Below are 24,626 nucleotides of genomic sequence, written 5' to 3'. Positions count from 1 at the left end.
AATTAAACTTCGTAATGAATTACGTGTTCACTCTTGAGACTTGGTATTCATTTATCGTCCGAGGACGTTAAGAATCCGTATCTTCGAGTGCCCACACAGATTGTCTGATAAATTGTTAAAGAGCAGTGCCGCTTCGCTTTTTCTCAGCGGCGCGGGGTGTGCATAATACGCTTTCCCGCTACAGAGTCAAGCATTTTTTTGCTTTTCTCTGCCGGAATTCTCAGGAGAATCCCGCTGACCCGGCGGCGTGTTTGCCGTTGTTCCGTGTCAGTGGTGGCGCATTATAGGGAGTTATTCTGAGCTGACAAGAGGAAATTTAAAATAATTTTCCGAATGCGCGTTTTTTCATCAAAACACCTGTTGGTGTGCCATAAAACAAGCAATTTGCCGTTTTTGCAACCTCAATCACACTTCCAGGTGGCATACTAAGAAGGAAAAAAAGAATAAGGAAGATGAGTATGCCATTAAGCGCACAACAGTTAGCTGCACAGAAAAACCTTTCGTATGTTCTGGCTGAGAAGCTAGCGCAACGGATCTTAAAAGGTGAATACGCACCTGGCACCATTCTGCCTGGTGAAATTGAGCTGGGTGAGCAATTTGGAGTGAGCCGTACTGCGGTACGCGAAGCGGTCAAGACGCTAACGGCAAAAGGAATGGTTTTGCCACGACCACGAATTGGTACGCGTGTCATGCCACAATCCAACTGGAATTTTCTTGATCAAGAGTTGCTCACCTGGTGGATGACTGAAGAGAACTTTCATCAAGTTATTGATCATTTTCTGGTTATGCGTATCTGTCTGGAGCCGCAAGCCTGCTTATTGGCAGCAACGGTAGGCACCGCAGAACAGAAGGCGCATCTCAATACATTAATGGCCGAAATGGTGGCGTTAAAAGAACATTTCCGCCGGGAGCGTTGGATTGAGGTCGATATGGCCTGGCATGAACATATTTATGAAATGAGCGCCAATCCATTTTTGACATCTTTCGCTTCTCTATTTCATTCGGTTTATCACACTTACTTTACGTCAATAACCAGCGACACTGTGATAAAGCTGGATCTACACCAGGCTATTGTCGATGCAATAATCCAAAGTGATGGCGACGCTGCATTTAAAGCTTGTCAGGCGCTGCTACGCTCCCCTGATAAGTAACATAACAAACGGGGCGCTGAATACAGTATGGCGGGTTTGCCGTGCATTGCGGCAAGGGCCATCTTTATACAGACACTAAATCTCACCATCCTGAATACCACCTTATCCGCAACTACTGCCATCATCAGTCATACGCTGACGGTGGCAATGCTTATTCAGGGGAATTATTACTGTTGCTTCAGTAGCAGTGTTCATGCTTCTGAAAGCAACTGATGGTAATAATTTGATTAAAAGAAAGCGCAAATCTAAGCCGAGCCGCGCTCCATCAGAATCGGCGTAAGTTGTAGTCGTTGTTGCTGTAGATTTGGCTGTGCCATCCGGTGGATGAGTACATCAATCGCCAGCTCCCCCAGTTCATCTTTTGGTTGATGAATTGTAGTAAGCGGTGGCGTCATAAAGCTTGCCAGTTCGATATCGTCATAGCCAATCACCGCGATATCCTGCGGGACATATAACCCAGCCTGATATAGCGCCTGATAAACGCCAACTGCCATAGCGTCATTTCCAGTAAACACCGCCTGTGGGCGTAGCGGATGCGATAACAACTGCTGCATCGCGTCAAACCCGCCGTTAAATTCAAAATCGCCAGTGACTTCATAACCATCAGGAACGTCAAGGCCAGCACGCTTCATTGCCGCCCGATAACCTTCCAGCCGCAAACGTGCAGGCGTTTTATCCAACGGGCCGGTAATACAGGCAATTCGGGTATAACCTTTGTCGATTAGATATTGCGTCGCTAAATCACCGCCCAGCAACGAGTTATCCTGAATAAGATCGCTGTCGCCATCGAACGGCGCCCAGTCCATCATCACTGTAGGGATTGTTGGATAACGTTGCATTATTTCACGCGAAGGCTGGTGTGTTTCAGTACAGAGTAATAGCAAACCATCGACACGCTTTTGCATCAGCGTTTCCAGATTGCGATTCATTCGCTGCTCATCGCCTTCGGTATTACACAGAACAAGACTATAACCGCGCTCGAAACAACTGCGTTCAACGCCACGCACCAGTTCAGAATAGAAAGGATTGGTACTGGCAGTGATCAACATGCCAATGGTATGTGTTTGATTGAGCTTGAGGCTACGCGCCAGAGCTGATGGCGCGTAATTGAGTTCTTTAATCGCCGCTTCAACTTTGGCGGTAATCGCTTCACTGACGAAGCGATCTTTATTGATAACGTGAGAAACTGTTGAGGTAGAAACGCCCGCCAGGCGGGCAACATCTTTCATTGTGGCCAAGCGTCACCTCTGCCTGTCTAAAAATGTTTCGATCTCTTCACGCCACGGTACTGACGGTTGTGCGCCTTTGCGCGTTACGGCAATCGCAGCGGCAGCATGAGCAAAACGAATCGCCTCAGGCAATGGTTTTTCTTCCAGCAACGCCGTGATTAACGCGCCGTTAAAAGTATCTCCGGCAGCAATGGTATCGACAGCCTGAACCCGGAATCCAGGAACGCGCTGACCTTCGCCATTCACGCTAGCCCACACGCCACGACTTCCTAAGGTAATCAGTACGGTACGGATACCTTTCTCATGCAGTACCTGCGCAGCCTTCGCCGCATCTTCATCATTTTCAACACGAATACCGGTGAGCTTTTCTGCTTCAGTTTCGTTTGGCGTAATAATGTCCACCAGCGCCAGCAATTCATCAGGTAATTCGCGAGCCGGAGCGGGGTTAAGCGCGACGATAGTCTTATTTTGATGGGCGATTTTCGCCGCCGCCATCACACTTTCGAGTGGTGATTCCAGCTGCATTAATAATGCCGACGCGTTAGCAATACGCTCACGTTGCGCTTCCACCAGCGCCGGGGAAAGGGCAGCGTTAGCCCCGGCATGAATACCAATGACGTTCTCGCCTTCACCATTAACAAAAATCAGCGCCACGCCTGTCGATTCGCCTTTGATCACGCTGACCGGCGAAATATCAATATTATCAGTGGCGAGCTGCTGGCGAACGCTCTCACCAATACTGTCATCTCCCGTGCAGGCAATAAACGCGATATTCGCGCCGCTACGCCCTGCTGCCACAGCCTGATTCGCGCCTTTACCGCCGAATGCGACTTGATAGTGGTTACCGGTTACTGTTTCGCCTGGAGTTGGAAAAGATTGAAGATTAAGAATGTGGTCAGCATTAATGCTGCCAAGAACAACGAGGCTGCCTGCGTTTTGCATATTCGGGATGTCCATAAAATGCGCCACCGTGTTAGGGTGGCGCGTGCCCTGCTTTTCTTTATATTACACGTTCATCTGTCGATGACGTATTTATGTCACCATCAGGTCATACAACCTGATTAAAACTACTGCTTAACAACCAGTTTCAGATCAACCGGATACTTAGCCTGAACTTTCTCGCCTTTCAGCACTTTATCAGCGGTTTCGACGCCTTTAGCGCCAATCTGATCGGGTAGCTGAGCGATAGTCGCTGCTAGTTTGCCATCATTCACCGCTTTTTCGCCATCCGGTGTACCGTCAAATCCGACGACCATCACATCCGATTTACCGGCAGTTTGCAGTGCGCGCAGCGCGCCCAGCGCCATTTCATCATTCTGCGCGAACACAGCCTGCACATCCGGGTGAGCGGTCAGCAGGTTCTGCATGACGTTCAAACCTTTGGTGCGATCGAAGTCTGCCGGCTGGCTGGCGAGAACGTTAAACTTGTGAGCTGCAACGGCCTGCTGGAAACCTTCACCACGTTCACGAGCAGCGGATGTACCGGCAATGCCTTGCAGTTCGATAACTTTTGCACCTTCGCCAGCTTTCTTCGCGATGTAATCACCCGCAATTTTGCCTCCCAGTACGTTATCTGAAGCAATGTGGCTCACCACTTCACCTTTCGTTGCCTGGCGGTCAAGAGTGATAACCGGAATGTTCGCCTGGTTAGCCATCTTCACGGCATTACCTACTGCGTCGGAGTCCGTCGGGTTAATCAGCAGAATTTTGGTGCCGCGAACGGTTAAGTCCTGCACGTTCGCCAGCTCTTTCGCCGGGTTGTTCTGGGAGTCCAGCACCACCAGGTTATAACCGAGTTTATCCGCCTCTTTCTGCGCACCATCTTTCAGCGAAACAAAGAACGGGTTATTGAGCGTGGAAACCACCAGCGCAATGGTGTCTTTTGCCATCGCATTCGCACTGACGGTGGCGCTTAGCGCAACAGCGGAAACCAGGGTAGCCAGTTTTTTCATGTTCATATTCAAGATGTCCTGTAGTCGTTATTACTGCTTTTTGTTGTCTACCAGCACCGCCAGCAAAATCACCACCGCTTTGACGATCATCTGGTAATAGGAGGAAACACCTAACAAATTCAAACCATTATTAAGGAAGCCAAGAATTAATGCGCCGATCAACGTCCCAACAATGCGACCTTTTCCGCCCGCCAGGCTCGTACCGCCCAGAACCACCGCAGCAATAGCATCCAGCTCATAGCCAGTACCCGCCGTGGGTTGTGCGGATGAGAGGCGCGCCACTTCAATGATCCCGGCCAGCGATGCCAGCAGACCACAAAGAGAATAGACGATGATTTTGATTTTATTGACGTTGATACCAGAAAGGCGCGTTGCCGCTTCGTTACCACCCAGCGCGTAGATGTAACGTCCCAGACGCGTGTGATGCAGCATGTACCAGGCCGCGAGGAAGACAATCCCCATGATCCAGACAGGCGTCGGAACACCCAGCGGACGACCAATACCAAACCAGCCGAACAGATCTGCGTTCTCAGTAAATCCGGTATTCACCGGGCTACCGTTGGTGTAAACCATGGTCACGCCGCGCAGTAAAAGCATCATAACCAGCGTAGCGATGAACGCCTGGACGCGACCTTTCGCCACAATTATCCCGGTTACCGCACCAATTGCGGCACCTAAGGCGAGAGCGGCTGCGACAGCCACCAGCGCATTGACTTCAATGCCGACGATAGATGCAGCAACTGCGCCGGTCAGCGCCAACAGAGAACCTACCGACAGGTCTATGCCTGACGTCAGAATAACCAGCGTCATCCCGACCGCCATAATGGCGTTCACCGAGGTTTGCTGGAGAATATTGAATAAGTTATTGATGGTGAAAAAGTTCGGGCTTAACGTCGAGACAATCGCGATCAGCACCAGCAGAGCGATAAGCGATTTCTGCTCCATCAGCCACGCTTTCGTGAAATAACGGCGACCAGAGACAGTCTGGGTTGTCATTTTTTTACTCCTGATTCACGCGATTAAGCTTGCCCACAGCGGCAGCCATTAACACTTCCTGAGTGGCCTGCTCTCGAGTAAATTCCCCGCTGAGATGCCCTTCATGCATGACGATAATGCGATCGCTCATGCCTAATACTTCTGGCATTTCCGATGACACCAGAATGATGCTCAAGCCATCGGCTTTGAACTGGTTAATCAGTTGATAGATCTCTTTTTTCGCGCCGACATCTACGCCACGGGTAGGCTCATCAAGGATCAACACTTTAGGGCGAGTCATCAGGCCACGGGCAATCGCCACTTTTTGCTGATTGCCACCGGAGAGCAAACCAATTGCCTGTTCCATCGACGGCGTCTTCACGTTGAACAGACGGATAAAATCACTGACCGCCTGCTGCTCATCCGCATGTTTCAGGCTACCACCAGTGCGACTGAAGTAGCGTAGCGCGGTCAGTGACATGTTCTCTTTTACTGACATGCCCAGCACTAAACCGTCGCGTTTACGGTCTTCAGAGATATACACAATGCCATTCGCCAGGCCATCCTGCGGCGAACGGGTAACGACCTCATGCCCATCCAGGGTGACGTAACCGCTGGTACGCGGCAGGGCGCCGTAGAGCACTTTCATCAGTTCGGTACGGCCTGCGCCCATTAAACCAGAGACGCCAAGAATTTCGCCTTTGCGTAAAGTAAAAGAGACATCGTGAACGCCGGGTCCGCAGAGATTATCGACCTTCAGTAAGACATCCCCCGGCGCTTTGTCCAGGTGTGGATACTGATCTTCCAGCTTACGCCCCACCATCATCTCAATCAGTGAATCTTCAGTCAGTGATGCTACTTCGCGCTCGGCAATAAATTGCCCGTCACGAAAAACCGTAACGTCATCACAAATCTCGAAGATTTCTTTCATGCGGTGGGAAATATAGACAATGCCGCGCCCCTGCGATTTCAGTTCGCGGATAACGCGGAACAGGGATTCAGTTTCGGTATCGGTCAGCGCATCGGTCGGTTCATCCATAATGATGACTTTTGACTCAAAGCTCAGCACTTTGGCAATTTCCACCATCTGCTGGTCGCCAATAGAAAGATCGCCCACCAGCTTGTCGCTTTTAAAGCGCAGGTTAAGTTTGGCTAATAGTTTATCCGCTTCGGCATACATGGTTTTCCAGTCAATTTTGCCAAAGCGATTAACAAACTCACGACCGAGGAAAATGTTTTCTGCGATGGTCAACTGCGGGATCAGGTTCAGTTCCTGGTGGATAATCCCAATCCCGGCTTCCTGGGAGGATTTCGGCCCGGTAAAAGTAGTCTCTTTCCCCAGCCATAAAAGCGTACCGGCATCACGGGTATAGATACCGGTCAGCACTTTCATCATGGTGGATTTACCCGCGCCGTTTTCACCCACCAGTGCCATCACACGACCTGGATAGACATTTAACGCGGCTCCCGAGAGAGCTTTTACGCCCGGGAACGCTTTATCGATGCCTTTAAGCTGTAGTAATGCTTCCATGGCGGCCTCAGAACGTCACGCCAGCACAGAGAATGATATTCGCATACGGAGAACATTCTCCGCTGCGAATTACCGCCTGACTTTCTGCGGTTTGTTGTTTGAATTGTTCATGCGTGGTGTAACGAATTTCAATGGTGTTTCCCTGGTGTTGTTGCAGCTGCTCAAGGTGAGTGAGCAACGTTTCGTGGAGTTGCGGATTATGTTGTTTGATCTCTTCCGCGATAATGGCTGCCTCGACCTGCATTTCACTTGTGACGACGCCCAGCACCTGCATAAAAGAAGGTACACCCTGGGTTAATGCCATATCGATACGCGTTGTCGTTTTAGGGATGGGTAAACCAGCATCACACACCACCAGCGTATCGGTATGCCCCAGGCGGGAGATCACCGACGAAATATCAGAATTAAGAACGGCGCCTTTTTTCATTTTTTTCTCCATCAGCGAAACGTTTCGCTGACCCGCAGTTTAATCCCGACTGATAAAGGAAAACCATCACAACGTTACGGAAATGTGATCAACATCGAAACGTTTTACATCGTGAGTAACCATGAAAAAAACGCCCCCTTATGGAGAAAGGAGGCGTCTGGCGTTAGATTTCGACCTGAGTACCCAGTTCGATAACCCTGTTTGGTGGAATTTCAAACTGATCTGGCGCGCGCAGCGCATTACGTTGCAACAGCAAGTATAGCTTGCCACGCAGACGCAAGTACCACGGGCGTTTGCCGAGGATTAACGACTCATGCGACATAAAGAAAGAGGTTTCCATCATCCGGCAACTTAACCCTTCCAGACCGCAACGGTGGAAAACTTCTTCCACGTTTGGCGTTTCTCGCCAACCATAACTTGCCACCACGCGCCAGAAAGTGGGCGACAATTGTTCAATCTGTACCCGACGGACGTTATGGACATATGGAGCGTCTTCAGTACGCAGAGTTAACAGAATAACCCGCTCATGCAACACCTTGTTATGTTTAAGGTTATGCATCAACGCAAAGGGAATGACATTAATTGCACGCGACATATACACAGCGGTTCCGGGAACGCGAACAGGCGGTGATTTCTCCAGTGAAGCAATCATCGCTTCCAGAGAGTTACCATGTTCGTGCATCCGACGCAGTAGGCGGAAACGCTCGCTCTTCCAGGTGGTCATCACGATAAACATCACCGTGCCGAGGCTCAGAGGCAACCAGCCGCCGGAAAGCAGTTTATCGAGGTTAGCGGTAAACAGAGGGATATCGACACACAGGAAAGCAATCAGGATCAGCGCAACAAAATACTTATTCCAGTGCCAGTTCTGACGCGCCACGGTAGTTGAAAGAATAGACGTCAGTACCATCGTTCCGGTCACCGCAATCCCGTACGCCGCCGCCAGGTTGCTGGAGTGCTCAAAGCTGACAATCACAATCACGACCGCGACATAGAGCATCCAGTTCACAAACGGAATATAGATTTGCCCTGACTCCATTTCAGAGGTGTGAATAATGCGCATCGGCGACAAATATCCCAGACGTACCGCCTGACGCGTCAATGAGAAGACGCCAGAGATAACCGCCTGCGAGGCAATTACCGTTGCCAGTGCGGCGATTATCAGTAGCGGGATCAGCGCCCAGTCCGGAGCCAACAGGAAAAACGGGTTCTTAATCGCTTCCGGGTGTTTTAACAGCAGCGCCCCCTGCCCAAAGTAGTTAAGGGTCAAAGACGGCAATACGACGGTGAACCACGCCAGGCGAATAGGGAACTTACCAAAGTGCCCCATATCGGCATACAGCGCCTCGACACCGGTAATCGACAGTACCACCGCGCCTAACGCAATAAAGGAAACGGTTTTATATTCAAGGAAGAAATGCACCGCCCACATCGGATTCAGCGCATGTAACACTTCCGGGTTGGCAATAATGCTACGTAACCCCAGCCCTGCCAGAATCAAAAACCAGGTCAGCATGATAGGCGCAAAAAGCTTACCGACCATAGCAGTGCCATGTTTTTGAATCATAAACAGTAAAGTGAGAACGATGATTGAGAGGGGAACTATCCAGGTGTCCAGCTGCGGAGCGACGATTTCCAGACCTTCTATAGCGGACATCACCGAAATGGCAGGCGTTATGACAACTTCACCATAGAAGAAACTGCCGCCGATTAGCCCCATAATCACCAGCATTGATGTCGTTCGTGCCGACGTATTGCGCCCGGCAAGCGACATCAACGTCAGGATCCCCCCTTCACCGGCGTTATCTGCACGCATGACGAAGGTGAGATATTTTATGGAAACCACAAAGATTAGCAGCCAGAAGATCAGCGATAAAAAACCAAACACGGCATCGCGTTCAACGCCAAAACCAAACTGGCCGGACAAACATTCACGAAGTGTATATAACGGGCTGGTACCAATATCGCCGTAGACAACTCCAATCGCCGCGAGGGTTATCGCGGGCAACGATTGCTTATTATCAGTGCTCATAGACTAGTCTTTCGTTGAAATATGAAATGTGTGCGTAGTCCCTTGGCCCACAAAAAAGCGCACAGTATGCACGATTAACGGCAAAATCGTACTCCTAAATGCGGCCACATTAACCTGGCTCAAAGAAAAATAGCCCTCCTTTGAGACTATTTTTGCCACCAGCAAGAAACGTCTATACTCGCAGTTTACGCAGAACTTTTGACGAAAGGACGCCACTTCATTATGGCTCACCCTCATTTATTAGCGGAAAGAATTTCCCGTCTGAGCAGTTCGCTGGAAAAAGGGCTTTATGAACGTAGCCACGCCATCCGCCTGTGTTTGTTAGCGGCATTAAGTGGTGAAAGCGTATTCCTGCTTGGCTCGCCAGGTATTGCTAAAAGTTTAATCGCCCGGCGCTTAAAATTCGCTTTCCAGAATGCGCGCGCGTTTGAATATCTGATGACCCGCTTCTCCACACCGGAAGAAGTTTTTGGCCCCCTTTCTATTCAGGCGTTAAAAGATGAAGGCCGCTATGAGCGTTTAACCAGCGGCTACCTGCCGGAAGCGGAAATCGTCTTTCTTGATGAGATCTGGAAAGCCGGGCCAGCGATTCTTAATACCCTACTAACCGCTATTAATGAACGCCACTTCCGCAACGGCGCACATGTTGAAAAAATCCCTATGCGTCTGCTGGTGGCAGCATCCAACGAACTGCCAGAAGCAGACAGCAGCCTGGAAGCGTTATATGACCGTATGCTGATTCGTCTGTGGTTAGATAAAGTGCAGGATAAAACGAATTTTCGCTCCATGCTGACCAGCCAACAGGATGAAAACGACAATCCCGTTCAGCCATCCTTGCAGGTCACGGATGAAGAATACGAACGCTGGCAGAAAGAGATTGGTGAAATTACGCTGCCCGATCATGTATTTGAGCTGATTTTTATGCTGCGTCAGCAACTGGATAAATTACCGGATGCGCCTTATGTCTCCGACCGTCGCTGGAAAAAAGCGATCCGCTTATTGCAGGCCAGCGCCTTTTTTAGCGGTCGCAGCGCGGTTGCCCCGATTGATCTCATCTTGCTGAAAGATTGCCTGTGGTATGACGCCCAAAGTCTGAATTTAATTCAACAACAAATTGACGTATTGATGACCAGTCATGCGTGGCAGCAACAGGAAATGCTGACGCGACTGAGCGCAATTGTGCAGCGTCGCCTGCAACTTCAGCAACAACAAAGCGATAAAACAGCCTTTACGGTGATTCGTCAGGGTGGCATGTTCAGCCGTCGCCCGCAGTATCAACTTCCAGCCAACATAACCGCCTCCACACTGACCCTGTTGCTGCAAAAACCATTAAAATTGCATGATATGGAAGTTGTTCATATCGCTTTTGAGCGTAGCGCGCTGGAACTGTGGCTGAACAAAGGCGGCGAGATTCGCGGCAAATTAAATGGTATCGGTTTTGCCCAGAAGCTAAATATGGAAGTTGATAGCGCCCAACATCTGGTGGTACGCGATGTGAGTTTGCAGGAGGCGACTCTGGCGCTGCCCGGCGCATCGGCAGAGGGGCTACCCAGCGAAATAAAACAACAACTAGAAGATCTTGAAAGCGACTGGCGCAAGCAACACGCCTTATTCAGCGAACAGCAAAAATGTCTGTTTATCCATAGCGACTGGTTAGGTCGCATTGAAGCCAGCCTACAGGATGTCGGCACCCAGATTCGCCAGGCGCAACAATGCTAACACTGGATACGCTCAATGTGATGCTGGCCGTCAGCGAAGAGGGATTGATCGAAGAGATGATCATCGCTCTGTTGGCCTCGCCGCAGTTGGCGGTCTTCTTTGAAAAATTCCCACGACTGAAGGCGGCAATCACTGATGATATTCCCCGCTGGCGTGAGGTGCTGCGCAGTCGGCTGAAAGATGCCAGAGTTCCGCAGGAACTCACGGAAGAGGTCATGTGCTATCAGCAAAGCCAGCTTCTTTCCACGCCGCAATTTATTGTGCAGCTACCGCAGATACTGGACTTACTGCATCGACTGAATTCCCCGTGGGCCGAACAAGCCCAGCAGTTGGTTGATGCCAACGGCACGATCACTCCGGCATTACACACGCTTTTTCTCCAGCGTTGGCGCTTAAGTCTGATCGTGCAAGCGACGACGTTAAATCAACAGTTATTAGAAGAAGAACGCGAACAACTGTTGAGTGAAGTTCAGGAACGCATGACGCTAAGTGGGCAGCTTGAACCGATTCTGGCAGAAAACAACACCGCAGCCGGTCGTCTGTGGGATATGAGCTCTGGTCAGCTTAAACGCGGCGACTATCAGTTAATTGTAAAATACGGTGAATTTCTTAACGAACAGCCGGAACTGAAGCGCCTGGCGGAACAGCTGGGGCGTTCGCGGGAAGCCAAATCAATACCCCGCAACGATGCGCAGATGGAAACCTTCCGCACCATGGTGCGCGAACCGGCGACCGTTCCTGAGCAGGTTGATGGTCTGCAACAAAGCGATGATATTTTACGCCTTCTACCGCCGGAACTGGCGACGCTTGGGATAACTGAACTGGAGTATGAGTTTTACCGTCGGCTGGTGGAAAAGCAGTTACTCACCTATCGTCTGCACGGTGAATCGTGGCGTGAAAAAGTTATCGAACGCCCGGTGGTACATAAAGATTACGACGAACAGCCGCGCGGACCGTTTATTGTCTGCGTGGATACTTCCGGCTCAATGGGCGGCTTTAATGAACAGTGTGCGAAAGCGTTCTGCCTGGCATTAATGCGCATTGCCCTCGCTGAAAACCGGCGCTGCTTTATTATGTTATTTTCCACCGAGATCGTCCGTTATGAGCTTTCAGGCTCACAAGGCATCGAACAAGCGATTCGCTTTTTAAGCCAGAAGTTTCGTGGCGGCACCGATCTTGCCAGTTGTTTTCGCGCCATTATGGAACGCTTGCAAAGTCGGGAATGGTTTGACGCCGATGCGGTGGTGATTTCTGATTTTATCGCCCAGCGGTTGCCTGACGACGTGACGAGTAAAGTGAAAGAGTTGCAGCGGGTACATCAGCATCGCTTTCATGCCGTGGCGATGTCGGCACACGGCAAACCCGGTATCATGCGCATTTTCGATCATATCTGGCGCTTTGATACCGGGATGCGTAGCCGCCTGCTCAGACGCTGGCGGCGATAAATTATTACAGCAGAGAAGGGACGCTCTCACGAACTGCCGCAGGCCAAACGCCACACTGAACCTGGCCGATATGCGGCAGTTGCAGCAGTAGCATGGTCAAACGAGACTGACCGATACCGCCGCCGATGGTCTGCGGCATTTCACCGCGCAGCAGCGCCTGATGCCACTCCAGTTGCAGGCGATCTTCGTCACCGGTTAGCGCCAGTTGGTGCTTCAGCGTATCGGCATCCACGCGGATCCCCATAGAAGAAAGTTCAAACGCATCTTCCAGCACCGGGTTCCACACCAGAATATCGCCGTTCAGACCTGCATGGCCCAGTTCTGACGGAGTGCTCCAGTCATCATAATCCGGTGCACGCACGTCGTGGCGATGACCATCACTCAGCTTGCCGCCAATCCCGACGAGGAATACCGCGCCAAGATCTTTCGCAATCGCCCGTTCACGCCCTTTGGCATCAAGATCCGGATAACGAGACAGTAATTCCTGGCTGTGTACGAAGTGGATCTGATCCGGCAGGAACGGTGTCAGGCCAAACTCCTCACTAACAGCAGCTTCGGTTGCTTTAATTCCCGCCCAGATCGCCTCTACAGTACTTTTCAGAGTCGAGAATTGACGCTCGCCGTCGCCCATTACGCGTTCCCAGTCCCACTGGTCAACATAAACCGAGTGCAGCGGGGAAAGACGGTCTTCATCGGGGCGAAGGGCTTTCATGTGCGTGTACAGCCCTTCGCCCACGCTGAAGTCGTGTTGCCCTAACGTCTGACGTTTCCACTTCGCCAGTGAATGAACCACTTCGAACTGGGCATCAGGCAGAGCTTTCACTTTTACCTGCACCGCTTTTTCACAGCCCGACAAGTTATCCTGCGTGCCATCCCCCACACGACTAAGGATTGGCGCCTGGACTTCAATCAGTCCTAAGCGTTCTTCCAGTTGACGAGAAAAGTGAGATTTCACGAAGCTAATTTGACGTTGTTTGGCAATGTAAGCGGTTTTCATTTTTTATACTCCTGCGTCCTGTTGCTTATGATTAAGCAACAAAAACCAGCACACATGCAATAATCATTCAATAAAAAGCCTTACTCACTTTTGATTCATTAAAAAATAAGGCTAAAATAGAATGAATCATCAATATGAATAAGAAAATCCTATGGAAAATTATCTAATCGACAATCTGGACCGTGGCATCCTGGAAGCATTAATGGGCAATGCGCGCACCGCTTACGCTGAACTGGCGAAACAATTTGGCGTCAGCCCGGGGACGATTCACGTTCGTGTAGAGAAAATGAAGCAGGCGGGGATCATTACCGGTGCGCGTATCGACGTTAGCCCGAAACAGCTCGGTTATGATGTAGGTTGCTTTATCGGCATTATATTGAAGAGTGCCAAAGACTATCCTTCCGCTCTGGCAAAACTGGAAAGCCTCGACGAAGTCACCGAAGCCTACTACACCACCGGGCACTACAGCATCTTTATCAAAGTGATGTGCCGTTCGATCGATGCCCTCCAGCATGTACTTATCAACAAGATCCAAACAATTGATGAAATTCAGTCCACTGAAACACTGATCGTCCTGCAGAACCCGATCATGCGTACTATCAAGCCATGATCGGCTTTTTTAATCCCATACTTTTCCACAGGTAGATCCCAGCGCGTTCACAGCGTACAATACGCCACTCTTAATAAAGGTGGCGGTTTATGGCAGATATCACTCTTATCAGCGGCAGCACCCTCGGCGGTGCCGAATATGTAGCAGAACACCTGGCTGAAAAGCTGGAAGAGGCGGGTTTTACCACCGAAACGCTGCACGGTCCGTTGTTAGAAGATTTATCTGCCTCTGGGATCTGGCTGGTTATCAGTTCTACCCACGGCGCCGGAGACATCCCGGACAACCTTTCTCCTTTCTATGAAGCATTGCAGGAACAAAAAACCGATCTTTCTGCGGTACGCTTTGGCGCAATCGGTATTGGTAGTCGTGAATACGACACTTTTTGTGGTGCGATCGATAAACTCGAGGCAGAACTCAAAAATTCCGGTGCGAAACAGATGGGCGAAACACTGAAGATCAACATCCTTGATCACGACATTCCGGAAGATCCGGCAGAAGAATGGCTGGGATCCTGGATTAATTTACTCAAATAAGTATACAGATCGTGCGATCTACTGTGGATAACTCTGTCAGGAAGCTTGGATCAACCGGTAGTTATCCAAAGAACAACTGTTGTTCAGTTTTTGAGTTGTGCATAACCCCTCATTCTGATCCCAGCTTATACGGAGCAGGATCACCGATCATTCACAGCTAATGATCCTCAGCAGGTTGTTGATCCTAAAAGATAGATCTGCGTTATCCACAGACAAGGTCGATCCTAATAAGAGATCACAATAGAACAGATCTCTAAATAAAAAGATCTTCTTTTTAATACCCAGGATCCCAGGTCTTTCTCAAGCCGTCAAAGTTGAGTAGAATCCACGGCCCGGGCTTCAATCCATTTTCATACCGCGTTATGCGAGGCAATCACCATGTTTTATCCGGATCCTTTTGACGTCATCATCATTGGCGGGGGTCATGCAGGCACCGAGGCCGCGATGGCTGCGGCGCGTATGGGTCAACAGACTCTGCTTTTGACACACAATATCGACACCCTGGGGCAGATGAGCTGCAACCCGGCAATCGGCGGTATTGGGAAGGGACATCTGGTAAAAGAAGTGGATGCACTCGGCGGTCTGATGGCAAAAGCGATCGACCAGGCGGGTATTCAGTTTAGGATACTAAACGCCAGCAAAGGGCCGGCGGTTCGTGCAACCCGAGCACAGGCGGATCGTGTGCTCTACCGTCAGGCAGTACGCACTGCTCTTGAGAATCAACCGAACCTGATGATCTTCCAGCAGGCGGTTGAGGATCTTATTGTCGAAAACGATCGTGTGGTCGGTGCTGTCACCCAAATGGGGCTGAAATTCCGTGCTAAAGCAGTCGTGCTTACTGTCGGCACTTTTCTTGACGGTAAGATTCATATCGGCCTGGATAATTACAGTGGTGGTCGTGCTGGAGATCCGCCTTCCATTCCGCTCTCACGCCGTTTGCGTGAACTTCCACTGCGCGTTGGTCGTCTGAAAACCGGTACGCCGCCGCGTATTGACGCGCGCACCATCGATTTCAGTGTGCTGGCGCAACAGCATGGCGATAACCCAATGCCGGTGTTCTCGTTTATGGGCAACGCAGCGCAGCATCCACAGCAGGTGCCGTGCTATATCACCCATACCAACGAGAAAACGCATGATGTGATCCGCAGTAACCTCGATCGTAGTCCGATGTATGCCGGAGTGATCGAAGGTGTCGGCCCACGCTACTGTCCGTCGATCGAAGACAAGGTCATGCGCTTCGCTGACAGAAATCAGCATCAGATCTTCCTTGAGCCGGAAGGGCTAACCTCGAACGAAATTTATCCGAACGGCATATCCACCAGCCTGCCGTTCGATGTGCAGATGCAAATCGTCCGCTCCATGCAGGGGATGGAAAACGCGAAAATCGTGCGTCCGGGTTATGCCATTGAGTATGACTTTTTCGATCCGCGCGACCTGAAACCGACGCTGGAAAGCAAGTTTATTCAGGGGCTGTTCTTTGCTGGTCAGATTAACGGCACTACCGGTTACGAAGAAGCTGCAGCGCAAGGTTTGCTGGCCGGTCTTAACGCCGCTCGCCTGTCTGCTGACAAAGAAGGCTGGGCGCCTGCGCGATCCCAGGCTTACCTTGGCGTACTGGTCGATGATCTGTGCACTTTAGGAACCAAAGAACCGTACCGTATGTTTACCTCGCGCGCAGAATATCGACTGATGCTGCGTGAAGATAACGCAGACCTGCGTCTGACTGAAATTGGTCGTGAGCTGGGGCTGGTTGATGATGAACGTTGGGCGCGCTTTAACGAGAAGCTTGAGAACATCGAGCGTGAGCGTCAGCGTCTGAAATCGACCTGGGTAACGCCGTCTGCGGAAGCTGCAGCCGAAGTGAATGCTCACCTGACTGCACCGCTTTCCCGTGAAGCCAGTGGTGAAGATCTGCTGCGTCGTCCGGAAATGACCTATGACAAATTAACTACACTGACGCCGTTTGCTCCTGCGTTGACAGACGAACAGGCGGCGGAACAGGTTGAGATTCAGGTTAAATACGAAGGTTATATTGCGCGTCAGCAGGATGAGATCGAAAAGCAGCTGCGTAACGAGAATACCTTGCTGCCTGCGACGCTGGATTACCGCCAGGTATCCGGTCTTTCTAACGAAGTGATCGCCAAACTCAACGATCACAAACCGGCCTCTATCGGTCAGGCTTCGCGTATTTCTGGCGTCACGCCTGCGGCTATCTCCATTCTGCTGGTATGGCTGAAAAAACAGGGTATGCTGCGTCGTAGCGCATAACGAATTAAAAATGCCTGGTAAGCACCTGCTTACCAGGCAACGCATCAAGAACAGGTAATCACCGTGCTCAATAAACTCTCTTCACTGCTGAAAGACGCAGGAATTTCGCTTACCGATCACCAGAAAAATCAGCTTATTGCCTACGTAAATATGCTGCACAAATGGAACAAAGCGTACAACCTGACTTCGGTACGCGATCCTAATGAGATGCTGGTACGCCATATTCTCGACAGCATTGTCGTTGCACCTTATCTGCAAGGTGAACGTTTTATTGATGTCGGCACCGGCCCGGGTCTGCCCGGCATTCCTCTCTCTATCGTACGCCCTGACGCCCACTTCACACTACTGGATAGCCTCGGTAAACGCGTGCGTTTCCTGCGTCAGGTTCAACATGAATTGAAACTTGAGAACATTGAGCCGGTACAGAGTAGGGTAGAAGAGTTTCCGTCAGAGCCACCGTTTGATGGTGTAATTAGCCGTGCTTTTGCCTCTCTGAACGATATGGTGAGCTGGTGCCACCATCTTCCAGGTGAGCAAGGCCGCTTCTATGCGCTGAAAGGACAAATGCCGGAAGATGAAATAGCCCTATTGCCTGCAGAATATCAGGTTGAATCAGTGGTTAAACTTCAGGTTCCGGCTCTGGATGGCGAACGGCATTTGGTTGTGATTAAAGCAAATAAAATTTAATTTTTATCAAAAAAATCATAAAAAATTTATCGGTTTGACTGTTAACAACAACCAGGTTTTCTACTGATATAACTGGTTACATTTAACGCCACGTTTACCATTTTGCATCAATGATCTAACGTGGCTTTTTTGGGTAAGCAGGAAATAAGTCATCGGTGAAAATATCAGTCTGCTAAAAATCGGCGCTAAGAACCATAATTCGCTGTTAAAATATTATTAAGAATGTCAATGCCTGGTTTTTGTTATGTAAATGCCATTTATGAAAACAGTATCTGTTTTTAGACTGAAATATCAGAAACTTGCAATGGCATCATTTGCCAAGTAAATAAATATGCTGTGCGCGAACATGCTCAATCTGTGATCTGAAGCACTCTTTACCACCAGTGTTTACGCGTTATTTACAGTTTTTCATGATCTGGCATGGTTAGCAGAAAAGTCGCAATTGTATGCACTGGAAAAATATTTAAACATTTATTCACCTTTTGGCTACTTATTGTTTGAAATCACGGGGGCGCACCGTATAATTTGACCGCTTTTTGATGCTTGACTCTAAGCCTTAAAGAAAGTTTTATACGACACGCGGCATACCTCGAAGGGAGCAGGAGTGAAAAACGTGATGTCTGTGTCGCTCTTGAGTCGAAACGTTGCTCGGAAGCTTCTGCTCGTTCAGTTACTGGCGGTGATAGCAAGTGGATTGCTGTTCAGCCTCAAAGACCCCTTCTGGGGCGTCTCTGCAATAAGCGGGGGCCTGGCAGTCTTTCTGCCTAACGTTTTGTTTATGATATTTGCCTGGCGTCACCAGGCGCATACACCAGCGAAAGGCCGGGTGGCCTGGACATTCGCATTTGGCGAAGCTTTCAAAGTTCTGGCGATGTTGGTGTTACTGGTGGTGGCGTTGGCGGTTTTAAAGGCGGTATTCTTGCCGCTGATCGTTACGTGGGTTTTGGTGCTGGTGGTTCAGATACTGGCACCGGCTGTAATTAACAACAAAGGGTAAAAGGCATCATGGCTTCAGAAAATATGACGCCGCAGGATTACATAGGACACCACCTGAATAACCTTCAGCTGGACCTGCGTACATTCTCGCTGGTGGATCCACAAAACCCCCCAGCCACCTTCTGGACAATCAATATTGACTCCATGTTCTTCTCGGTGGTGCTGGGTCTGTTGTTCCTGCTTATGTTCCGTAGCGTAGCCAAAAAGGCGACCAGCGGCGTACCAGGTAAGTTTCAGACCGCGATTGAGCTGGTAATCGGCTTTGTTAATGGTAGCGTGAAAGACATGTACCATGGCAAAAGCAAGCTGATTGCACCGCTGGCCCTGACGATCTTCGTTTGGGTATTCCTGATGAACCTGATGGACTTACTGCCTATCGATCTGCTGCCGTATATCGCAGAACACTGGATCGGTTTGCCGGCACTGCGTGTGGTTCCGTCTGCTGACGTGAACGTGACGCTGTCGATGGCACTGGGCGTATTTATCCTGATTCTGTTCTACAGCATCAAAATGAAAGGCATCGGCGGCTTCACGAAAGAGTTGACGCTGCAGCCGTTCAATCACTGGGCGTTCATCCCTGTCAACTTAATCCTTGAAGGGGTAAGCCTGCTGTCCAAACCAGTTTCACTCGGTTTGCGACTGTTCGGTAACATGTACGCAGGTGAGCTGATTTTCATTCTGATTGCTGGTCTGTTGCCGTGGTGGTCACAGTGGATCCTGAATGTGCCGTGGGCCATTTTCCACATCCTGATCATTACGCTGCAAGCCTTCATCTTCATGGTTCTGACGATCGTCTATCTGTCGATGGCGTCTGAAGAACATTAATTTACCAACACTACTACGTTTTAACTGAAACAAACTGGAGACTGTCATGGAAAACCTGAATATGGATCTGCTGTACATGGCTGCCGCTGTGATGATGGGTCTGGCGGCAATCGGTGCTGCGATCGGTATCGGCATCCTCGGGGGTAAATTCCTGGAAGGCGCAGCGCGTCAACCTGATCTGATTCCTCTGCTGCGTACTCAGTTCTTTATCGTTATGGGTCTGGTGGATGCTATCCCGATGATCGCTGTAGGTCTGGGTCTGTACGTGATGTTCGCTGTCGCGTAGTAAGCGTTGCTTTTATTTAAAGAGCAATATCAGAACGTTAACTAAATAGAGGCATTGTGCTGTGAATCTTAACGCAACAATCCTCGGCCAGGCCATCGCGTTTGTCCTGTTCGTTCTGTTCTGCATGAAGTACGTATGGCCGCCATTAATGGCAGCCATCGAAAAACGTCAAAAAGAAATTGCTGACGGCCTTGCTTCCGCAGAACGAGCACATAAGGACCTTGACCTTGCAAAGGCCAGCGCGACCGACCAGCTGAAAAAAGCGAAAGCGGAAGCCCAGGTAATCATCGAGCAGGCGAACAAACGCCGCTCGCAGATTCTGGACGAAGCGAAAGCTGAGGCAGAACAGGAACGTACTAAAATCGTGGCTCAGGCGCAGGCGGAAATTGAAGCCGAGCGTAAACGTGCCCGTGAAGAGCTGCGTAAGCAAGTTGCTATCCTGGCTGTTGCTGGCGCCGAGAAGATCATCGAACGTTCCGTGGATGAAGCTGCTAACAGCGACATCGTGGATAAACTTGTCGCTGAACTGTAAGGAGGGAGGGGCTGATGTCTGAATTTATTACGGTAGCTCGCCCCTACGCCAAAGCAGCTTTTGACTTTGCCGTCGAACACCAAAGTGTAGAACGCTGGCAGGACATGCTGGCGTTTGCCGCCGAGGTAACCAAAAACGAACAGATGGCAGAGCTTCTCTCTGGCGCGCTAGCGCCAGAAACGCTCGCCGAGTCGTTTATCGCAGTTTGTGGTGAGCAACTGGACGAAAATGGTCAGAACCTGATTCGGGTAATGGCTGAAAATGGTCGTCTTAACGCGCTCCCGGATGTTCTGGAGCAGTTTATTCACCTGCGTGCCGTGAGTGAGGCTACCGCTGAGGTAGACGTCATTTCCGCTGCTGCATTGAGTGAACAACAGCTCGCGAAAATTTCTGCTGCGATGGAAAAACGTCTGTCACGCAAAGTTAAGCTGAATTGCAAAATCGATAAGTCTGTAATGGCAGGCGTTATCATCCGAGCGGGTGATATGGTCATTGATGGCAGCGTACGCGGTCGTCTTGAGCGCCTTGCAGACGTCTTGCAGTCTTAAGGGGACTGGAGCATGCAACTGAATTCCACCGAAATCAGCGAACTGATCAAGCAGCGCATTGCTCAGTTCAATGTTGTGAGTGAAGCTCACAACGAAGGTACTATTGTTTCTGTAAGTGACGGTGTTATCCGCATCCACGGCCTGGCCGATTGTATGCAGGGTGAAATGATCTCCCTGCCGGGTAACCGTTACGCTATCGCACTGAACCTCGAGCGCGACTCTGTAGGTGCGGTAGTTATGGGTCCGTACGCTGACCTTGCCGAAGGCATGAAAGTTAAGTGTACTGGTCGTATCCTGGAAGTTCCGGTTGGCCGTGGCCTGCTGGGTCGTGTGGTTAACACTCTGGGTGCGCCAATCGACGGTAAAGGTCCGCTGGATCACGACGGCTTCTCTGCTGTAGAAGCAATCGCTCCGGGCGTTATCGAACGTCAGTCCGTAGATCAGCCGGTACAGACCGGTTATAAAGCCGTTGACTCCATGATCCCAATCGGTCGTGGTCAGCGTGAATTGATCATCGGTGACCGTCAGACCGGTAAAACCGCACTGGCTATCGATGCCATCATCAACCAGCGCGATTCCGGTATCAAATGTATCTATGTCGCTATCGGTCAGAAAGCGTCCACCATTTCTAACGTGGTACGTAAACTGGAAGAGCACGGCGCACTGGCTAACACCATCGTTGTGGTAGCAACCGCGTCTGAATCCGCAGCACTGCAATACCTGGCACCGTATGCCGGTTGCGCAATGGGCGAATACTTCCGTGACCGTGGCGAAGATGCGCTGATCATTTACGATGACCTGTCTAAACAGGCTGTTGCTTACCGTCAGATCTCCCTGCTGCTCCGTCGTCCGCCAGGACGTGAAGCATTCCCGGGCGACGTATTCTACCTCCACTCTCGTCTGCTGGAGCGTGCTGCGCGTGTTAACGCCGAATACGTTGAAGCCTTCACCAAAGGTGAAGTGAAAGGGAAAACCGGTTCTCTGACCGCACTGCCGATTATCGAAACTCAGGCAGGTGACGTTTCTGCGTTCGTTCCGACCAACGTAATCTCCATTACCGATGGTCAGATCTTCCTGGAAACCAACCTGTTCAACGCCGGTATTCGTCCTGCGGTTAACCCGGGTATTTCCGTATCCCGTGTTGGTGGTGCAGCACAGACCAAGATCATGAAAAAACTGTCCGGTGGTATCCGTACCGCTCTGGCACAGTATCGTGAACTGGCAGCGTTCTCTCAGTTTGCATCCGACCTTGACGATGCAACCCGTAAGCAGCTTGACCACGGTCAGAAAGTGACCGAACTGCTGAAACAGAAACAGTATGCGCCAATGTCCGTAGCGCAACAGTCTCTGGTTCTGTTCGCAGCAGAACGTGGTTATCTGGCGGATGTTGAACTGTCGAAAATCGGCAGCTTCGAAGCCGCTCTGCTGGCTTACGTCGACCGTGATCACGCTCCGTTGATGCAAGAGATCAACCAGACCGGTGGCTACAACGACGAAATCGAAGGCAAGCTGAAAGGCATCCTCGATTCCTTCAAAGCAACCCAATCCTGGTAACGTCTGGCGGCTTGCCTTAGGGCAGGCCGCAAGGCATTGAGGAGAAGCTCATGGCCGGCGCAAAAGAGATACGTAGTAAGATCGCAAGCGTCCAGAACACGCAAAAGATCACTAAAGCGATGGAGATGGTCGCCGCTTCCAAAATGCGTAAATCGCAGGATCGCATGGCGGCCAGCCGTCCTTATGCAGAAACCATGCGCAAAGTGATTGGTCACCTTGCACACGGTAATCTGGAATATAAGCACCCTTACCTGGAAGACCGCGACGTTAAACGCGTGGGCTACCTGGTGGTGTCGACCGACCGTGGTTTGTGCGGTGGTTTGAACATTAACCTGTTCAAAAAACTGCTGGCGGAAATGAAGACCTGGACCGACAAAGGCGTTCAATGCGACCTCGCAATGATCGGCTCGAAAGGCGTGTCGTTCTTCAACTCCGTGGGCGGCAATGTAGTTGCCCAGGTCACCGGCATGGGGGATAACCCTTCCCTGTCCGAACTGATCGGTCCGGTAAAAGTGATGTTGCAGGCCTACGACGAAGGCCGTCTGGACAAGCTTTACATTGTCAGCAACAAATTTATTAACACCATGTCTCAGGTTCCGACCATCAGCCAGCTGCTGCCGTTACCGGCATCAGATGATGATGATCTGAAACATAAATCCTGGGATTACCTGTACGAACCCGATCCGAAGGCGTTGCTGGATACCCTGCTGCGTCGTTATGTCGAATCTCAGGTTTATCAGGGCGTGGTTGAAAACCTGGCCAGCGAGCAGGCCGCCCGTATGGTGGCGATGAAAGCCGCGACCGACAATGGCGGCAGCCTGATTAAAGAGCTGCAGTTGGTATACAACAAAGCTCGTCAGGCCAGCATTACTCAGGAACTCACCGAGATCGTCTCGGGGGCCGCCGCGGTTTAAACAGGTTATTTCGTAGAGGATTTAAGATGGCTACTGGAAAGATTGTCCAGGTAATCGGCGCCGTAGTTGACGTCGAATTCCCTCAGGATGCCGTACCGCGCGTGTACGATGCTCTTGAGGTGCAAAATGGTAATGAGCGTCTGGTGCTGGAAGTTCAGCAGCAGCTCGGCGGCGGTATCGTGCGTACCATCGCAATGGGTTCTTCCGACGGTCTGCGTCGCGGTCTGGATGTAAAAGACCTCGAACACCCGATCGAAGTCCCGGTAGGTAAAGCGACTCTGGGCCGTATCATGAACGTACTGGGTGAACCGGTCGACATGAAAGGCGAGATCGGTGAAGAAGAGCGTTGGGCGATTCACCGCGCAGCACCTTCCTACGAAGAGCTGTCAAACTCTCAGGAACTGCTGGAAACCGGTATCAAAGTTATCGACCTGATGTGTCCGTTCGCTAAGGGCGGTAAAGTTGGTCTGTTCGGTGGTGCGGGTGTAGGTAAAACCGTAAACATGATGGAGCTGATTCGTAACATCGCGATCGAGCACTCCGGTTACTCTGTGTTTGCGGGCGTAGGTGAACGTACTCGTGAGGGTAACGACTTCTACCACGAAATGACCGACTCCAACGTTATCGACAAAGTATCCCTGGTGTATGGCCAGATGAACGAGCCGCCGGGAAACCGTCTGCGCGTTGCTCTGACCGGTCTGACCATGGCTGAGAAATTCCGTGACGAAGGTCGTGACGTACTGCTGTTCGTTGACAACATCTATCGTTACACCCTGGCCGGTACGGAAGTATCCGCACTGCTGGGTCGTATGCCTTCAGCGGTAGGTTATCAGCCAACTCTGGCGGAAGAGATGGGCGTTCTGCAGGAACGTATCACCTCCACCAAAACCGGTTCTATCACCTCTGTACAGGCGGTATACGTACCTGCGGATGACTTGACTGACCCGTCTCCGGCAACCACCTTTGCGCACCTTGACGCAACCGTGGTACTGAGCCGTCAGATCGCGTCTCTGGGTATCTACCCGGCAGTTGACCCGCTGGACTCCACCAGCCGTCAGCTGGACCCGCTGGTGGTTGGTCAGGAACACTACGACACCGCTCGTGGCGTTCAGTCCATCCTGCAACGTTATCAGGAACTGAAAGACATCATCGCCATCCTGGGTATGGATGAACTGTCTGAAGAAGACAAACTGGTGGTAGCGCGCGCTCGTAAGATCCAGCGTTTCCTGTCCCAGCCGTTCTTCGTGGCAGAAGTATTCACCGGTTCTCCGGGTAAATACGTCTCCCTGAAAGACACCATCCGTGGCTTTAAAGGCATCATGGAAGGCGAATACGATCACCTGCCGGAGCAGGCGTTCTACATGGTCGGTTCCATCGAAGAAGCAGTGGAAAAAGCCAAAAAACTTTAACGCCTT

Annotated in this window: 23 protein-coding genes and 2 pseudogenes; 17 read left to right on the top strand and 8 right to left on the bottom strand. The window is 50.8% G+C overall.

Annotated features, from left to right (window positions below):
* Nucleotides 1–458: 458 nt before the first annotated feature.
* From C3D30_RS15840 to C3D30_RS20650, 3 genes and pseudogenes are all read left to right on the top strand, one after another.
* The gene (locus C3D30_RS15840; RefSeq protein WP_001131157.1) at nt 459–1,151 is read left to right on the top strand and encodes a FadR/GntR family transcriptional regulator; all 693 of its coding nucleotides are present in this window, start codon (nt 459–461) and stop codon (nt 1,149–1,151) included.
* 27 nt (nt 1,152–1,178) lie between these two features.
* Nucleotides 1,179–1,307, top strand: a pseudogene (locus C3D30_RS20655) (hypothetical protein); the annotation flags it as partial.
* Between the two features lie 4 nt (nt 1,308–1,311).
* Nucleotides 1,312–1,431: pseudogene (locus C3D30_RS20650) on the top strand (hypothetical protein); the annotation flags it as partial.
* Here the strand turns inward: C3D30_RS20650 and rbsR are convergent.
* The 7 genes from rbsR to kup form a co-directional block, all read right to left on the bottom strand.
* The gene (rbsR, locus tag C3D30_RS15830; RefSeq protein WP_000224459.1) at nt 1,397–2,389 is read right to left on the bottom strand and encodes a ribose operon transcriptional repressor RbsR; all 993 of its coding nucleotides are present in this window, start codon (nt 2,387–2,389) and stop codon (nt 1,397–1,399) included. The pseudogene C3D30_RS20650 and the gene rbsR overlap by 35 nt on opposite strands.
* 3 nt (nt 2,390–2,392) lie before the next feature.
* Nucleotides 2,393–3,322 (bottom strand): ribokinase, encoded by a 930-nt coding sequence (gene rbsK, locus C3D30_RS15825; RefSeq protein ID WP_024165201.1) that lies wholly within the window; start codon nt 3,320–3,322, stop codon nt 2,393–2,395.
* 125 nt (nt 3,323–3,447) lie between these two features.
* Nucleotides 3,448–4,338: a ribose ABC transporter substrate-binding protein RbsB gene (rbsB, locus tag C3D30_RS15820; protein WP_001056273.1), complete on the bottom strand. Its 891-nt coding sequence runs from the start codon at nt 4,336–4,338 to the stop codon at nt 3,448–3,450.
* A gap of 24 nt (nt 4,339–4,362) precedes the next feature.
* Nucleotides 4,363–5,328, bottom strand: coding sequence for a ribose ABC transporter permease (gene rbsC, locus C3D30_RS15815; RefSeq protein ID WP_105287111.1), 966 nt, complete (start codon nt 5,326–5,328; stop codon nt 4,363–4,365).
* Nucleotides 5,329–5,332: 4 nt separating this feature from the next.
* Complete coding sequence (gene rbsA / locus C3D30_RS15810; RefSeq protein ID WP_105287110.1) at nt 5,333–6,838, bottom strand: ribose ABC transporter ATP-binding protein RbsA; 1,506 nt, start codon at nt 6,836–6,838, stop codon at nt 5,333–5,335.
* A 7-nt stretch (nt 6,839–6,845) separates the two neighbouring features.
* Nucleotides 6,846–7,265 (bottom strand): D-ribose pyranase, encoded by a 420-nt coding sequence (rbsD, locus tag C3D30_RS15805; protein ID WP_105287109.1) that lies wholly within the window; start codon nt 7,263–7,265, stop codon nt 6,846–6,848.
* Nucleotides 7,266–7,428: 163 nt separating this feature from the next.
* Nucleotides 7,429–9,297: a low affinity potassium transporter Kup gene (gene kup, locus C3D30_RS15800; protein WP_000102310.1), complete on the bottom strand. Its 1,869-nt coding sequence runs from the start codon at nt 9,295–9,297 to the stop codon at nt 7,429–7,431.
* Nucleotides 9,298–9,519: 222 nt separating this feature from the next.
* Here kup and ravA point away from each other — a divergent pair, with 222 nt between their 5' ends.
* Nucleotides 9,520–11,016, top strand: coding sequence for an ATPase RavA (gene ravA, locus C3D30_RS15795; RefSeq protein WP_105287108.1), 1,497 nt, complete (start codon nt 9,520–9,522; stop codon nt 11,014–11,016).
* Nucleotides 11,010–12,461, top strand: a complete 1,452-nt coding sequence (gene viaA / locus C3D30_RS15790) for an ATPase RavA stimulator ViaA (RefSeq protein WP_105287107.1) — start codon at nt 11,010–11,012, stop codon at nt 12,459–12,461. Before ravA ends, viaA begins: the two co-directional genes overlap by 7 nt.
* Before the next feature lie 4 nt (nt 12,462–12,465).
* Here viaA and asnA read toward each other — a convergent pair whose 3' ends face one another.
* The gene (gene asnA / locus C3D30_RS15785) at nt 12,466–13,458 is read right to left on the bottom strand and encodes an aspartate--ammonia ligase (RefSeq protein ID WP_000845138.1); all 993 of its coding nucleotides are present in this window, start codon (nt 13,456–13,458) and stop codon (nt 12,466–12,468) included.
* Between the two features lie 151 nt (nt 13,459–13,609).
* Between asnA and asnC the strand changes: the two genes are divergently transcribed.
* The 12 genes from asnC (at nt 13,610) to atpD (ending at nt 24,620) form a co-directional block, all read left to right on the top strand.
* Nucleotides 13,610–14,068: a transcriptional regulator AsnC gene (gene asnC, locus C3D30_RS15780; RefSeq protein ID WP_000432970.1), complete on the top strand. Its 459-nt coding sequence runs from the start codon at nt 13,610–13,612 to the stop codon at nt 14,066–14,068.
* A gap of 89 nt (nt 14,069–14,157) precedes the next feature.
* The gene (mioC, locus tag C3D30_RS15775; protein ID WP_000763744.1) at nt 14,158–14,601 is read left to right on the top strand and encodes an FMN-binding protein MioC; all 444 of its coding nucleotides are present in this window, start codon (nt 14,158–14,160) and stop codon (nt 14,599–14,601) included.
* Nucleotides 14,602–14,979: 378 nt separating this feature from the next.
* Nucleotides 14,980–16,869: a tRNA uridine-5-carboxymethylaminomethyl(34) synthesis enzyme MnmG gene (mnmG, locus tag C3D30_RS15770; RefSeq protein WP_000499771.1), complete on the top strand. Its 1,890-nt coding sequence runs from the start codon at nt 14,980–14,982 to the stop codon at nt 16,867–16,869.
* 63 nt (nt 16,870–16,932) lie between these two features.
* On the top strand, nt 16,933–17,556 hold the full coding sequence (rsmG, locus tag C3D30_RS15765; protein WP_000932852.1) for a 16S rRNA (guanine(527)-N(7))-methyltransferase RsmG: 624 nt from the start codon (nt 16,933–16,935) through the stop codon (nt 17,554–17,556).
* Between the two features lie 616 nt (nt 17,557–18,172).
* Nucleotides 18,173–18,553, top strand: coding sequence for a F0F1 ATP synthase subunit I (gene atpI / locus C3D30_RS15760; RefSeq protein ID WP_105287106.1), 381 nt, complete (start codon nt 18,173–18,175; stop codon nt 18,551–18,553).
* Nucleotides 18,554–18,561: 8 nt separating this feature from the next.
* On the top strand, nt 18,562–19,377 hold the full coding sequence (atpB, locus tag C3D30_RS15755; protein ID WP_000135622.1) for a F0F1 ATP synthase subunit A: 816 nt from the start codon (nt 18,562–18,564) through the stop codon (nt 19,375–19,377).
* A 46-nt stretch (nt 19,378–19,423) separates the two neighbouring features.
* A complete protein-coding gene (gene atpE, locus C3D30_RS15750; RefSeq protein WP_000429386.1) occupies nt 19,424–19,663 on the top strand; it encodes a F0F1 ATP synthase subunit C in 240 nt (79 codons plus the stop codon).
* 61 nt (nt 19,664–19,724) lie between these two features.
* A complete protein-coding gene (gene atpF, locus C3D30_RS15745) occupies nt 19,725–20,195 on the top strand; it encodes a F0F1 ATP synthase subunit B (protein WP_001052219.1) in 471 nt (156 codons plus the stop codon).
* A gap of 14 nt (nt 20,196–20,209) precedes the next feature.
* Entirely contained in the window at nt 20,210–20,743 is a 534-nt protein-coding gene (gene atpH / locus C3D30_RS15740; protein WP_001288587.1) for a F0F1 ATP synthase subunit delta, read from the top strand.
* A 12-nt stretch (nt 20,744–20,755) separates the two neighbouring features.
* Nucleotides 20,756–22,297, top strand: coding sequence for a F0F1 ATP synthase subunit alpha (gene atpA, locus C3D30_RS15735; protein WP_001176745.1), 1,542 nt, complete (start codon nt 20,756–20,758; stop codon nt 22,295–22,297).
* Between the two features lie 50 nt (nt 22,298–22,347).
* Nucleotides 22,348–23,211, top strand: coding sequence for a F0F1 ATP synthase subunit gamma (atpG, locus tag C3D30_RS15730; protein WP_000896498.1), 864 nt, complete (start codon nt 22,348–22,350; stop codon nt 23,209–23,211).
* A 26-nt stretch (nt 23,212–23,237) separates the two neighbouring features.
* A complete protein-coding gene (gene atpD / locus C3D30_RS15725) occupies nt 23,238–24,620 on the top strand; it encodes a F0F1 ATP synthase subunit beta (protein ID WP_000190506.1) in 1,383 nt (460 codons plus the stop codon).
* Nucleotides 24,621–24,626 lie beyond the last annotated feature (6 nt).

The organism is Escherichia sp. MOD1-EC5433, assembly GCF_002966005.1.
GTDB lineage: Bacteria > Pseudomonadota > Gammaproteobacteria > Enterobacterales > Enterobacteriaceae > Escherichia > Escherichia ruysiae.
Note: the sequence above shows the minus strand (reverse complement) of the source record. Positions and strands in the feature narration are given on the sequence as shown.

Bases quoted from the DNA above. Each gene is read 5' to 3' on its own strand.
- C3D30_RS15840 (WP_001131157.1), top strand. From the start codon at position 459: ATGCCATTAAGCGCACAACAGTTAGCTGCACAGAAAAACCTTTCGTAT.
- rbsK (WP_024165201.1), bottom strand. From the start codon at position 3,322: ATGCAAAACGCAGGCAGCCTCGTTGTTCTTGGCAGCATTAATGCTGAC.
- rbsB (WP_001056273.1), bottom strand. From the start codon at position 4,338: ATGAACATGAAAAAACTGGCTACCCTGGTTTCCGCTGTTGCGCTAAGC.
- rbsC (WP_105287111.1), bottom strand. From the start codon at position 5,328: ATGACAACCCAGACTGTCTCTGGTCGCCGTTATTTCACGAAAGCGTGG.
- rbsA (WP_105287110.1), bottom strand. From the start codon at position 6,838: ATGGAAGCATTACTACAGCTTAAAGGCATCGATAAAGCGTTCCCGGGC.
- rbsD (WP_105287109.1), bottom strand. From the start codon at position 7,265: ATGAAAAAAGGCGCCGTTCTTAATTCTGATATTTCGTCGGTGATCTCC.
- kup (WP_000102310.1), bottom strand. From the start codon at position 9,297: ATGAGCACTGATAATAAGCAATCGTTGCCCGCGATAACCCTCGCGGCG.
- ravA (WP_105287108.1), top strand. From the start codon at position 9,520: ATGGCTCACCCTCATTTATTAGCGGAAAGAATTTCCCGTCTGAGCAGT.
- viaA (WP_105287107.1), top strand. From the start codon at position 11,010: ATGCTAACACTGGATACGCTCAATGTGATGCTGGCCGTCAGCGAAGAG.
- asnA (WP_000845138.1), bottom strand. From the start codon at position 13,458: ATGAAAACCGCTTACATTGCCAAACAACGTCAAATTAGCTTCGTGAAA.
- asnC (WP_000432970.1), top strand. From the start codon at position 13,610: ATGGAAAATTATCTAATCGACAATCTGGACCGTGGCATCCTGGAAGCA.
- mioC (WP_000763744.1), top strand. From the start codon at position 14,158: ATGGCAGATATCACTCTTATCAGCGGCAGCACCCTCGGCGGTGCCGAA.
- mnmG (WP_000499771.1), top strand. From the start codon at position 14,980: ATGTTTTATCCGGATCCTTTTGACGTCATCATCATTGGCGGGGGTCAT.
- atpI (WP_105287106.1), top strand. From the start codon at position 18,173: ATGTCTGTGTCGCTCTTGAGTCGAAACGTTGCTCGGAAGCTTCTGCTC.
- atpB (WP_000135622.1), top strand. From the start codon at position 18,562: ATGGCTTCAGAAAATATGACGCCGCAGGATTACATAGGACACCACCTG.
- atpE (WP_000429386.1), top strand. From the start codon at position 19,424: ATGGAAAACCTGAATATGGATCTGCTGTACATGGCTGCCGCTGTGATG.
- atpH (WP_001288587.1), top strand. From the start codon at position 20,210: ATGTCTGAATTTATTACGGTAGCTCGCCCCTACGCCAAAGCAGCTTTT.
- atpA (WP_001176745.1), top strand. From the start codon at position 20,756: ATGCAACTGAATTCCACCGAAATCAGCGAACTGATCAAGCAGCGCATT.
- atpG (WP_000896498.1), top strand. From the start codon at position 22,348: ATGGCCGGCGCAAAAGAGATACGTAGTAAGATCGCAAGCGTCCAGAAC.
- atpD (WP_000190506.1), top strand. From the start codon at position 23,238: ATGGCTACTGGAAAGATTGTCCAGGTAATCGGCGCCGTAGTTGACGTC.